This window comes from Sphingopyxis sp. C-1, assembly GCF_001047015.1.
Lineage (GTDB): Bacteria > Pseudomonadota > Alphaproteobacteria > Sphingomonadales > Sphingomonadaceae > Sphingopyxis.
The window spans coordinates 414190-426524 of record NZ_BBRO01000001.1 but is presented as its reverse complement, the minus strand read 5'-3'; the positions used below and the strand labels follow the sequence as shown (position 1 = coordinate 426524).

Below are 12335 nucleotides of genomic sequence, written 5' to 3'. Positions count from 1 at the left end.
TTTGGCGTGAAATGGATCGATGGCGCACAATGATTGATCGGATCGACGTGAAGTTGCTCGACTTGCTCCAACGCGGCGGCCCGCGACCGGCGGCCGAACTGGGCGAAGCCGTCGGCCTGTCGGCGTCGGCCTGCCACCGCCGTATCCGCGCATTGGAGGCGGCGGGCATCATCGCCGGCTATACCGCGCGCCTGAATCCCGAAAGCATCGGGCTCGGGCTCGACGTGTTCGTCGACATCAGCCTGACGTCGCAAAGCGAGGAAGCGCTGACCGCGTTCGAGAGCGCGGTGAAGAGCTTCGACGAAATCCTCGAATGCCAGCTTTTGTCGGGGGCGTCGGATTACCGGCTGCGCGTCGCGGCGCGTAACGTTGCCGATTTCGATCGGCTGCACCGTCATTGCCTTTCGCGCCTGCCGGGTGTCGCGGCGATGCACAGCGCCTTTGCGCTGCGCACGATCAAGGCGTTCGAGGGCTATCCCGTGCCGTCCCCATCGACGGGCGCCGAAGGCAAGACGCTAGCCCGGGGTTAACACCGCTTTTACCATTTCCGTCGCATATCCCGTTCACCAGTTTCATGGGACGCATGCGGGCAACAGACCCGCGCGCCTTTTGGGTCGATCAGGGAAGCCAAGATCATGGTGAAGGAAAATCCGATTCACAAGCAGCAGATCGATCCGGTGCCGATGGCCGATCGCTTCCCTTATTATGATCTCGACGGACGCCTTGCCGCCAATGCCACCGAGATACATGGCATCATCGCCGGACGCGAAGAGGCGATCGCGAAAGCCTATTGGGACGCTTTCAACGCGCTGCCCGGCGTCGATCGCAAGGTCGAGGGCGAGCTTCTCGACAGCTATATCCGTGGCAGCGCGCGCCACACCTTTACCAAATATGCCGATGCCGCCGGACAGGAAGTCGCGACGATCGCGTGTCAGAACGCCCATATGGCGCGGCGCGTAAAGCTGCCGCTTGCTTCGGTCCTGTCGTGCATCGCGGAAAGCCAGCGGCTGACGATCGAATATATCGTCGAAGCTTGCATCGGCGAGCCTGAGCGGCTGGCGCGGCTGACGAGCGCGGTGAACCGCCTCGCGCTGCTCGAATTCGATATCATGCAGCGATATGCGAACAAACTCGACCGCGCGGTCTTTTCGAGCGAGCGGCAGGCGCTCGCGGGCGATTTCGATCGCTCCATCGCCTCGCTGGTGCAGGATACCGACGGGGTGCGCGATCAACTTGCACGGCAGGCGGCTTCGGCCGACCAGGCGGCGAAGGGAATGATCGCGAAGACGAGCGAAGTCGCCGCCGCCTCCGAACAATCGGCGATGGCGATGCGCGAAGCGGCTTCGACCGCCGCCGGGCTGATCCGCGCGATCGAGGACGCACGCAGCGAAGTCGAAGCCTCTGCCAGCGTCGCGACGCGTGCGTCGGAACAGGCGGGCGAAGCCGTCGTCATGTCCGAAACGCTGTCGCACCATGCCGAGTCGATCGAATCGATCTTGGGCCTGATCCGGGAGATCGCGGGCCAGACCAACCTCCTCGCGCTCAACGCCACGATCGAGGCGGCGCGCGCGGGCGAATCGGGTCGCGGCTTTGCGGTCGTCGCGCAGGAGGTGAAAAGCCTCGCCAACGAAACCGCGCGCGCAACCGACGATATCGCGGGCAAGATCACCGCGATCCAGCAGGCGACGCGCGGGTCGGTTTCGGCCAACCAGTCGATCCGGCAGACGATCGTCGAAGTGCAGAATTCGGCGCAGCGCATCCGTGACGCGATGGACGCCCAGGCGCAGACGGTCACCTCGATCACCGCGGCGGTCGACGAAACCGCGCTCGCCGCCGACAGCATGTCGTCGACGATCGCGAGCATCCGCAACGATTCGGGCATGGTCGCGAACGAGATCAGCGTGCTGAGCGAGGAATTCGCCAAAATGGGCGGCCGCCTGCAGCAGCTCGAACGCGCCGCGAGCGAATTCAGCCGCCGCGTGGCTTAACGCCGACAACCCAACCCATATCGTCATCCCGGCGAAGGCCGGGATCTCGCCATCGCCCTTTTACGCACCGGTGTGATTCCGGCCTTCGCCGGAATGACGGATGGTCGGATGCGCCACGACTGCTCGCGCTTGGCAAGGTCCGCCCCGCTGCCTAAGGCGGGCTATGACCACGCACATCCTGATCACCGGCGCGAGCCGCGGTATCGGCGCGGCGATCGCCGAGGCTCTCACCACGGGCGCGACCAAAGTCGTCGCGCTGTCGAGCGCCGATGGCGACCTCACCGACCCGGCGACGCCCGATCGACTGTGGCAGGCGAGCCTCGACCGGTTGGACGGACGGATCGACGTTCTCGTAAACAATGCGGGGATATTCGAGGACAGCCCGCTGGGCGATCCCGACGCCGACTGGCTGGCGAGCTGGAACCGCACGATGCAGGTCAATCTGACCGCGAGTGCGCAGCTCTGCCGTCGTGCGGTGCTGCACTGGCAGGCACGGCAGTCGGCCGGGCGAATCGTCAATATTGCGAGCCGTGCGGCATACCGCGGCGACAGCCCGGCGCACTGGCATTATGCGGCATCAAAATCGGGCATGGTCGCGATGACCAAAACAATCGCGCGCGGATATGCCAAGGACGGCATTCTTGCCTTTGCGATCTGCCCCGGCTTCACGATGACCGGTATGGCCGAGGAATATCTGGCGGGTCGCGGCGGCGAGCAACTGCTTGCCGAAATTCCCCTTGGCCGCGTCGCCATGCCCGACGAAGTCGGCGAGATGGCCCGCTGGTGCGCGCTCGACGCGCCCGCGGCAATGACTGGCGCCGTGCTCGACGTGAACGGCGCGAGCTATGTCCGTTAACCTATGAGCTGGATCGTCTCCCTCCCCTGCACGCGCGCCGAAGCCGAGGCGCTGTCGGGCGAAATCCCCGAACTCGACGCGATGCCCGAGGCTCCCGTCGTGGTAACGCGCGAGATCGACGAAGATGCGGGGCTGTGGCAACTCGACGCCTATATGGACGACAGGCCGGGGGCGTCGCTGCTCAAACTGCTCCAGTCGTTCGTGCCGAGCGCCAAGGGCAAAAAACCCGTCGTCGAAGAATTGCCCGAAGAGGATTGGGTCACGCTGTCGCAGCAAGGGCTCGAGCCCGTGCAGGCGGGACGCTTCTTCGTCCACACAAGCAGCTATGCAGACCGCGTTCCCGCGGGCAGCACGCCGTTCCTGATCGACGCGAGCCAGGCGTTCGGGACGGGCGGACATGACACGACCGCCGGCTGCCTGTCGATGCTCGACCGGCTCGCGCAGGCAGGCGCGAGTCCGCGCAACATTGCCGATATCGGTACCGGCACGGGCCTGCTCGCCTTCGCCGCGATGGCGCTGTGGCCCCGCGCGAAGACGATCGCATCGGACATCGACCCCGCAAGCATTTTCGTGACGCGCGACAATGCTTCGATCAATAATATCCCGCTCGGCAGCGGCGGCGGACGGCTTGCGCTTGCGGTCGCGCCGGGAACCGATCATCCCGCGATCCGCCACTGCGCGCCCTATGATCTGGTTATCGCCAACATTCTCGCCGGGCCGTTGATCACGCTCGCCCCCGATATCGCCGCGGCGACCGCACCCGGCGGCCATGCGATCCTCGCGGGGCTGATCGCGCGGCAGATGGAACCGGTGCTCGCCGCCTATCGCGCGCAGGGCTTTCGCCTTTCAGCGCGCGGCGGCAGCGCCGAATGGCCGTGCCTGCTGCTGGTCAAGCGCCGCCGCTATGGCTGGCGCCGCAAGGAACGCGCGTTCCACCGAGCGAGCCCGTCGGACGCAAGTTTCGGGAGCTGGTAAGAAGCGGCGTCCCAGGCTCCGTTCGCGTCGCGCGAACGGATTTAAGCGGTCTGCTTACTGAGCGCATACTCCTGTGTGCCGCGCGTAATCACCTCATCATCCGGTAAGATATCGGCGATGGGGATCGGCGGCAGCGCGGCGTTTCTCGTATAGAGCGGCGCGAAGTCGGTGTTCACCGTCGTGCCCAGAAGCTGCTCCAGACTGTCGATGACGAAATAATTCTGCTGGAAATCGTCGATCCGATAGTCGGTGCGCATCACGCGCGCGAGGTCGAAACCGATGCGGTTCGGGCTGTCCGAATCGAGCGCGAAGACGCTTTCGGCAAAGGAGGAGACGATGCCCGCGCCATAGATGCGCAGGCCGCCCGCCTCACGGATCAGGCCGAATTCGACGGTATACCAGTAAAGCCGCGCGAGCTGTTTGAGCGCGTCGAATTTCAGGCTGCGCAACCCGCCTTCGCCATAGGCAACCATATAGTCGGCGAACACCGGGTCGGCGAGCATCGGAACATGGCCGAAGACGTCATGGAAAACGTCAGGTTCCTGCAGATAGTCGAGCTGTTCGGGCGTACGAATGAAATTGCCCGCGGGGAAACGCCGGTTCGCGAGATGATCGAAAAACACATCGTCTGGAACGAGACCCGGCACCGCGATCACTTGCCATCCCGTCGCCGCCATCAGCCGCGCGTTGAGTTCGCGATAGTCAGGAATACCCGGCTTTTCGAGGCGCAGAACGTCAATGCCACGCAGAAAGGCGTCAGCGGCGCGGCCGGGCAGCATGTCCGACTGACGCGCGAAGAGGCGGTCCCACATCGCATGTTCGTCGGCGGTAAAGGCATCCCAATTTTGCGAAATCGTCCAGTCGGCCGCAGCACCGGGCGGCGGCGTGTCATGGACATGGGTAAACTGTCTTTCCATCGGCACGCTTCTATCATCAAAATGGTTTCAAGTGAAACTTTATTCGCCAATCGCCACGACCGAAGTTGCAAGCCGGTCGACTTCGGCGCGATCATGGCTGACATAGAGGATCGGCAGTTTGAGTTCGTCGCGAATCCGTTCGATCACCGTCATGATCTCGCTGCGCCGCGCCGCGTCGAGCGACGACAAAGGTTCGTCCATCAGCAAGATTTCGGGCGCCGCGAGCAACGCCCGCCCGATCGCCACGCGCTGCATCTCGCCCCCCGACAGCGTGTGCGGCCAGCGGTCGAGCAGGTCGGCAATACCAAGAAAGCGAACGGCTTCGCCGAGGCTCATCCAGCGGTCGGTGGGATCGACAAGATCATGGCCATAGAGCAGATTGGCGCGGACGCGGCGATGCGGGAACAGACGGCCATCCTGAAACACATAGCCGATGCGCCGCGCCTCGGGCGGCAGATCGACGCCGTCGCCGAACAGCGTGCGGTCGCCGATCCGTATATGACCGCGGTCGGGCTTCAGCAGCCCGGCGACCATGTTGAGAATGCTCGTCTTGCCCGCGCCCGACGGCCCAAACAGCGCGGTCAGCCCCGCCCCTGCGTTGAAGCGCGCGGCGATGATCCGATCGCCGCGCCGCTTTTCGACGTCGATATCAATCGCCATGGTCGCGCTTTCCCGCGTGCGTACGCCGCACCAGCCATTCGGACAGGACCAGCGCGCCGAGCGACAGCGCAACCGAAAGCAGCGCGAGGCGCGTCACCATCGCCTCTCCATCAGGCACCTGCAGCGCTGAATAGATGGCGAGCGGCAAGGTGCGCGTTTCGCCGGGGATGTTCGACACGAAGGTGATCGTCGCGCCGAATTCGCCGATCGAGCGCGCGAAGCCGAGGACGAGCGCGGCGAGGACGCCGGGGAGCGCGAGCGGCAGGCTGATCGTCCAGAAGCTGTGCCAGCGTCCGGCGCCGAGCGTCCGCGCCGCGCCCTCGAGCCGCCGGTCGATGCCCTCGATCGACAGCCGCATCGCACGCACCATCAGCGGCAGCGCCATGATCGCGGCGGCGAGCGCGGCGCCGGTCCAGCGGAACATCAGGCTGACCCCGAACCAGCTTTCGAGCCAGCGCCCGACGGGACCGAACGGACCGAAGGCGATCAGCAGCAGCCAGCCGGTGACGACGGGCGGCAGGACGAGCGGCAGATGCACCAGCGCATCGAGAACGACGCGCCCGGGAAAGCGATAGCGCGCGAGAAGCCAGGCGAGCGCGAAGGCGATCGGCAGCGTGACGAGCACCGCGACGCCGCCGACCTTGAGCGATAGCGCGACGATCCCCCACTCTTCGGGTGAAAGCATCAAACGTGAGCCCTCCCGTCATTGCGAGCGAAGCGAAGCAATCCAGCGCGCGCGTAGACCGCTCTGGATTGCTTCGCTTCGCTCGCAATGACGAGGTTTTTCATTCGTTATGGCGCCGAGAAGCCGTGGCGCGCGAAAATCGCGCGGCCCTGTTTCGAGAGGAGGAATGCCCGGAAGGCGGCGGCGTCCTTGCTCCGCGACGCCTTGAGCAGCGCGACGGGGTAGCGGATCGGCGGATGGCTCGCCGCCGGGAAGGTCCCGACGATCCGCACCGCTTTCGATGCGCGCGCGTCGGTGGCGTAGACGATACCGAGCGGCGCCGCGCCGCGTTCGACGAGCGCCATTGCAGCGCGGACATTTTCGGCGGGAGCGGTTTTGGCCGCGACACTGGGCCAGACGCCGAGCGCGGTGAGCGCGGCTTTCGCATATTTGCCCGCGGGCACCGCGTCGGGATCGGCGATCGCGAGGCGGCCGGTGCCGAGCGCCTTGGCGATCGGGAAGCCGCGCGCGGGGTTCAGCCGCACCTTGCTCGACGCCGGGGCGATCAGCACGAGGCGGTTGCCGAGCAAGGTCGTGCGCGTGCCGACGCGAAGCAGTCCCGCCCGTGCCACGGCGTCCATCCATTCCTCGTCGGCCGACAGGAACAGGTCGGCGGGCGCGCCCGCGATCACCTGCCGCGCCAGCGCCGACGAGGCGGCGAAGGAGAGGATCGGCTTGGCGTGGCCCTTTGCCGCCCAGACATTCGCCGCCTCGGTCAGCGATTCCTGCAGACTCGCCGCCGCGAGCACCACCGGGCCGCGCCCCTGTGCCATCGCTGCTGGAGCGAGCAGCAGAGCAACAAGCGCGACGAGCAGGTGGAGGATGCGGGTCATGCCGCTACTATAGGCGCGGCTGTGCCCTTGCCGCAACGCCAAGCCAGCGCGCGGCGCGCGGAAGACGCGGCAGCACCAGCCGCTCGGCGATCCATAGCAGGATCAGCGAGGCGGCGAGCAAGGGAAGCAGCGCCGCGAGGATGGGGATCAGCGCGGCAACGCCCTTCAGCTTTCCGGGATCGCGCGGCCCCGGCGGCGCGCCGAGCGCATCATCGGGCTTGCGGCGACGCCACATCAGAAAGCCCGAGATCGCGAGCGTGAACAGCGCGAGCGCGGTCGCGACGCCGATGAGCTGGTTGGCAAGGCCGAACAATTGCCCCTCGTGCCAGGCGATGCCGAAACCGACGGCGCGGTCGATCGCATGTTTTTCGGCAAAGCCGCTACGCCCGACTTCGATGCTTGTTTCGGGATCATAGCTGACCTTGCGCACCTGCGGGCGGTTCTGCGTCAGCGTGGTGAGCGTCCAGACATTGCCGTTCGGCGGCCCGAAATCATTGGGCGCGCCGGGCGGCTGGACGATCGCCGGTGCAGGCATCCCCTCACCTCGCGCGCGCAGCACGATATATTGCAGCGACGCCGATGGCGCGGGGCCCGTCGGTGCCGTAGCCGCCATCGCGCTATGGTCGTGCGCCGCGTGCGGATCGGAGCCGCCCTTCCAGTCCTGAACCCCCGACACCCAGCCCATTTCGGAGCGGACAATGCGAAAGCCGCTCGCCCACACGTCGGTCCATGGCAGCGCGGTAAAAAGCAGCACGAGCGCGAGCCCCGAGACCCAGAAGCCCGTGACCGCATGAAGATCGCGCAGCGCCGCGCGGCCGCCGAGCGACAGCCGCGGCCAGACAATCCCCGCCGCACCGCGCCCGCGCGGCCACCAGAGATAGAGGCCGGTGAGGATCATCACGATCGCCCAGCTTGCCGCGAGCTCGACGAGCAGGCGACCGGCACGGCCGATCAGTAACGTGCCATGGATACGCGACAGCCACGCCGAGATGCGCTGATCGGGATCGGCGGCGCCGATCACCCGGCCCTGCGGCGAAATAGCCACGTCGCGCATTGTGCCGCCGGGCAGCGCAACATGGACGACAGCGGCGTCGCCGGGCGCCTCGGGAATCCGGTAGTAATGAAAAGCCGCGCCCGGAAAGGCTGCGAGCGCGGCGGCAACCTGCGCATCGGCATCGACCGCGCCCTGCACCGAAAGCCCGCGCCACTCGCGCTCCTCCCAGCGGTCCACCTGCGGCTTGAACAGATAGGCCGCGCCGGTCAGCGACAGGATGAGGATGAAGGGGATGACGAACAGCCCGGCATAGAAATGCCAGCGCCAGATCGTGCGATAAAGCGGAATCCGGTTGATGTCGGTCATCCCCTGCCTTCCCCTTTAGAACCGCGCCCGGACGCCCGCGGACACCGCGCGGCGCTCGACCGGATAATAGATCGCCGACGCAGGCGTAACGTTGATCGCCGCGCTGATGTCGCCGATCGCTTTCTTGCCGGTGATATTGCGGACGTCGACGAAGGCGTCGATGCCCTGCGCGATCGTTGCGCCGCCGGTGACGCCGATCAGCGCATAGCCGGGGGTTCGAACCTGATTGCGATAATCGGCAAATGGACCATCGGGCACCCATTCGAGGTTCGGCGCGATATGCAGCGCATCGCTGCCGAGCCGCAGCTCGGCGCGATACGCGTGTTTCGGGACGACCGGCAGGCGGTTGTCGCCGAACTGCGCGTCATCGCGGAAGCGGAAGTCGCTGTAGGTATAGACTTGCCGCAAGCGCAGCCAGTTGGTCGGCGCGAGGTCGAGCCCGGCCTCGACACCCTGATGCAGCGTGCGGTCGGCGTTGAAGGTCGCAGCGGGAATATTCGGATTGACCGTGAACTGGAGTAGTTCGCCCTTGAGCGTCGAGCGGTAGAGCGCGAGGTCCCAGCTGGCGAAGCCGAGCTTGCCGCGCGTGCCGATTTCCGCAGTCCACGCGCGCTGCGGACGGATATCCGACACGACGCTGCTGGTCGGCGGGGTTCCGATCGTCTGGAACACTTCGCCAAAGCCCGGGAATTCGGCCGAGCGGCTGTAATTGGCGAATATCTGAATGTCCGCCGACGGTTCGAACAACAGCCCGAATTTGGGCGAGAAGGCATCGAAGTCGATGCGGCCGTCGGTCGCGGGGGTAGTAGAGAAATTCACCTGCCGCTTGCGCCAGCCATCGGCGTAGACGCCTCCGGCAATCAACGACAGCGCGGCGACGGGCCGCACGCGCACTTCGCCATAGAGCGTCGCGGTCTGCGCCTTCTGGTCGGCGTCGAAGGTGAGCGCGCCGCGCCGGCCGCCCGAGTTGACGAACTGGCGCGCATCGGTGCTGCCACGGCGAATCTCACCGCCGAATGTCAGTTCGACCGGGCCGCTGGCGTAATCGGCACGGAAGAAGCTGCCGATATCTACCGATTTCTGGTCGATAAGCTGGAAGATCGGGTGGTGCAGCGACTTGGCGTTGACGAAGCCGCCAACGTCGAGCGTGAGCACGCCCCAGTCGAAGGTCGTGCGGTTCTGGAGGCGCAGCGAATCGATATCGCGCCCCTGGTCGCCGGCAACGGCGCCCGCATTGGCCTTGCGCGGCGTCGTGAGCGCCTCGCCCATCGTCAGTGCGCCGGGGAGTTGCTGCTTGATGTGGTTGATGCTGGCATAAAAGCGCGTGCTGACGACATCGCTCAGCTTCATCCCGACATTGCCCTGAAAGCGCAGGCTGCGCCGCTGGGCATGATCGCGATCGCCGTCCGACCTATCGGCGCTGATCGCACCCCATGCGTCGACGCGGTCGGTTGCGACGCCCGCCGAGACAAGACCGCGCACGCTGTCGAAGCTGCCCACATCGCCGCGCAGATAGACGCCCCCCGCCGTACGCCCCGTCGGCGTCACGCCGTTGATCGCGCCGCCGAGCGTCCCCGATCCGAAGCGCAGCGCATTTGCGCCGCGATAGACCTGAAGATGATCGAAGAAGATCGGTTCGAGTTCCTGGAAATCGCCATTGTCGTCGGCGAGATTGATCGGCACGCCGTCCTGCAGCAACGTCAGCCCGCGCATATGAAAGCCGCGCGACAGCCCCGAGCCGCGGATCGAAATGCGGACTTCCTGACCATAGCGCGGCTGAAGATAGATGCCCGGCGAGAAAGCGAGCGTGTCGCGGAGCGAGACGACCGATTTGTCGGCATAATCCTTGTAGGAGACGACATCGGTGCCGCCGGGAGTTGCGGCCGCGCGTACTTCAGCTGCGTCGGTGGCGGTCGGCGCGGTGACGATGATGGTGGCGTCGGTCTCTTCGGCGTGGGCCGGAGCGGCGACAAGACAGGTTGCAAGCGCCAGCAACGGCGCCGCCCCATGGATACGGGTTTTCATGTATATTCCTTCGCTGAATGCAGTCACGGGCCGCGCCGCGCGAAAGCGCGGGCAGCCGATCGGTCTGGATCAGGCGAAGGCGGGCGGTCCGGTACTCGGCGGCAGCGGCGAGGCGATGCCCGGCGCAAAGCCGAGCGAGCGCACCGCGACCGGCACAGGTTCGGGGGCGATCGGCGCGGCGGCGAGCACCGGCGTGTCGGGCACGATCGGCGCATTGGCGAGCGCGCCCCATGGGCAATGCTGCTGCGGCTCGCCCGCATCGTGGCTGCCAGCCTTTTCGAGCGGAATCGTCATCGTGCCGCCGGGGTTGGCGGGGTCCGAACAGATACGCACGGTGATCGAGCCACCCGCATCGCTTTCGATCATCCAGCCCGGCGCGACAATCACCCGCGCGGCGAGCGCGAGCAGCAGCGGCAGAAGCAGCAGGATGCCGGGACGGCGAAAGGCGGCGAGCAGGCTCACGCTGCGCGCCTTATGGCGCGGCCGTGCGAGTGGCAAGCGGACAAAGCGTCCCACCAATCATCGTCACCCCGGGCTCGACCCGGGGTCCCGCTTCTTTCCGTCGCAGAGCGGGACCCCGGATCAAGTCCGGGGTGACGAAAAGAGTTTGGGGCCATGACTGGCCATCACTCCGCAGGCGTCTCGTCGGTTTTCTTCCCGGTACGCGTCCAGGGATAGAGAAACTGGCCCCAGTAACTGCGCGGAACATCCTCGGGGATGCCGTAATTTTCGGGCCAGCGGTCCTTGGGCAGGTGGAAAGTGCCGAACATCTTGTCGATCCAGGGGAAGTGGATCGCGAAGTTGACGTCGAACGCCTCGCGCTCCAGCCCATGGTGCCAATGGTGGAACCGCGGCGTTGCGATCCAGTGACCGAGGCGGTTGAAATTGCCGCCGACATTGGCGTGGAGCAGCGACGACCAGACATAGACGAAACCGATATAGGCCTGCATCACCGACGGCGCGAAGCCGAGCGTGAACAGCGGCAGCGAGGTAATCGAGCGGAGCAGGATGATCTCGACGAAATGCATCCGCGATCCCGCAAGCCAGTCCATCGATTTCGCGCTGTGGTGGACCGCATGGAAGCCCCAGAGGAAGGGGTAGCGGTGGAAGGTGCGGTGGAACCAATATTGCGCCATGTCTGACGCGACGAGCACGATGAGGAACTGCACAATCCACGGCAGCGAAGCGACCCCGGCGCGGAACGCCTCCCAATTCGACGTATTCTCGTTGATGATCGTCGACGGCGCGAGCGCGAGGAAGCCAAGCACCTGCACGAACATCGTGCTCACGAGATAATAGAAGAGATCCTCGCGCCATTCGGTGCGGAACAGCCGCTGCGTCCGGCGATGCGGGAACGCGCGTTCCAGCGGCGCGAACATGAAGCCGGTGACGAGCAGGTTCACGACGAAGAAGTCGAGTCCGAAGAAAATCCCCCAGTCGCGCGTTTCCTGCGGCTGGACGTTCGCGCCGCCGACGAGAATCGCGGCGAGCCCGATCATGAGCGCAGTTAGGCCGAGCACCTTTCGGGGCCGCAGCAACAGGCTAAGCAAAGACAGGCCATAGCTGATCAGGAGCGTTGCGTGGACCACACCGCGAAAGCCGCCCCAGTGTTTGATGATTTCAAGCTCGGGCGTCGCGAACCAGTCGGGGAACCGCAATGCGATCACCATGCCGAAGCCCGCGATTGCAAACAGCAGCCCGAAAAATCCCGACAGCCAACCGCTGCCGAAACGTCTTACCTCGGTGTGCGATTCGAGATCGCGCATCAGGCTGTTCAGATAATCACGCTTTGCCATGTGGCCCCCTCACAGCATTTTCGCCGCCCCGTCTGTGATGGCGCGCACCGCTTACTATCACGCTAAGCCAAAGTTCGTCATGCCGGTCGAGCGAATATGTGTTCCCCGGCGAAAGCCGGGGCCCAGAGGGCACAGGCCACGCCGCATGGGCCCCGGCTTTCGCCGGGGAACAGGATGAGGATCGTGTCACCGATCAAGTCC

12 protein-coding genes are annotated in these 12335 nt (G+C 65.6%); 4 read left to right on the top strand and 8 right to left on the bottom strand.

The genetic code is table 11. The annotated features are described in order from the left end of the window. The first annotated feature begins 29 nt into the window (after window positions 1–29). The 4 genes from SC1_RS01820 to SC1_RS01805 all read left to right on the top strand — a co-directional run bounded on the left by SC1_RS01820 (window position 30) and on the right by SC1_RS01805 (window position 3819). Window positions 30–530 carry an Lrp/AsnC family transcriptional regulator gene (locus SC1_RS01820; protein WP_193749080.1) on the top strand — a complete coding sequence of 167 codons (501 nt, stop codon included), beginning with the start codon at window positions 30–32 and terminating at the stop codon, window positions 528–530. A 105-nt stretch (window positions 531–635) separates the two neighbouring features. Then, window positions 636–1988: a methyl-accepting chemotaxis protein gene (locus SC1_RS01815; protein WP_062176810.1), complete on the top strand. Its 1353-nt coding sequence runs from the start codon at window positions 636–638 to the stop codon at window positions 1986–1988. 163 nt (window positions 1989–2151) lie between these two features. Then, entirely contained in the window at window positions 2152–2844 is a 693-nt protein-coding gene (locus tag SC1_RS01810; protein ID WP_062176806.1) for an SDR family NAD(P)-dependent oxidoreductase, read from the top strand. 3 nt (window positions 2845–2847) lie between these two features. Then, complete coding sequence (locus tag SC1_RS01805; protein ID WP_062176802.1) at window positions 2848–3819, top strand: 50S ribosomal protein L11 methyltransferase; 972 nt, start codon at window positions 2848–2850, stop codon at window positions 3817–3819. 41 nt (window positions 3820–3860) lie between these two features. On the opposite strand, the gene phhA is transcribed toward SC1_RS01805, so the two are convergent. The 8 genes from phhA to SC1_RS01765 all read right to left on the bottom strand — a co-directional run bounded on the left by phhA (window position 3861) and on the right by SC1_RS01765 (window position 12134). Further along, window positions 3861–4736, bottom strand: coding sequence for a phenylalanine 4-monooxygenase (gene phhA, locus SC1_RS01800; protein WP_062176799.1), 876 nt, complete (start codon window positions 4734–4736; stop codon window positions 3861–3863). A gap of 39 nt (window positions 4737–4775) precedes the next feature. After that, the gene (locus tag SC1_RS01795; protein ID WP_062176793.1) at window positions 4776–5396 is read right to left on the bottom strand and encodes a molybdenum ABC transporter ATP-binding protein; all 621 of its coding nucleotides are present in this window, start codon (window positions 5394–5396) and stop codon (window positions 4776–4778) included. Then, the gene (gene modB / locus SC1_RS01790) at window positions 5386–6081 is read right to left on the bottom strand and encodes a molybdate ABC transporter permease subunit (protein WP_083435619.1); all 696 of its coding nucleotides are present in this window, start codon (window positions 6079–6081) and stop codon (window positions 5386–5388) included. The genes SC1_RS01795 and modB overlap by 11 nt, the downstream gene beginning before the upstream one ends. A 107-nt stretch (window positions 6082–6188) precedes the next feature. Further along, window positions 6189–6953, bottom strand: coding sequence for a molybdate ABC transporter substrate-binding protein (gene modA / locus SC1_RS01785; protein WP_062176788.1), 765 nt, complete (start codon window positions 6951–6953; stop codon window positions 6189–6191). A gap of 7 nt (window positions 6954–6960) precedes the next feature. Beyond that, the gene (locus tag SC1_RS01780; protein WP_062176786.1) at window positions 6961–8313 is read right to left on the bottom strand and encodes a PepSY domain-containing protein; all 1353 of its coding nucleotides are present in this window, start codon (window positions 8311–8313) and stop codon (window positions 6961–6963) included. Window positions 8314–8328: 15 nt separating this feature from the next. Next, a complete protein-coding gene (locus SC1_RS01775; protein ID WP_062176783.1) occupies window positions 8329–10338 on the bottom strand; it encodes a TonB-dependent receptor domain-containing protein in 2010 nt (669 codons plus the stop codon). Window positions 10339–10407: 69 nt separating this feature from the next. Then, window positions 10408–10800 (bottom strand): DUF2946 family protein, encoded by a 393-nt coding sequence (locus SC1_RS01770; RefSeq protein WP_152682260.1) that lies wholly within the window; start codon window positions 10798–10800, stop codon window positions 10408–10410. A 164-nt stretch (window positions 10801–10964) separates the two neighbouring features. Further along, window positions 10965–12134 (bottom strand): sterol desaturase family protein, encoded by a 1170-nt coding sequence (locus tag SC1_RS01765; RefSeq protein WP_062176777.1) that lies wholly within the window; start codon window positions 12132–12134, stop codon window positions 10965–10967. Between the last annotated feature and the right edge of the window lie 201 nt (window positions 12135–12335).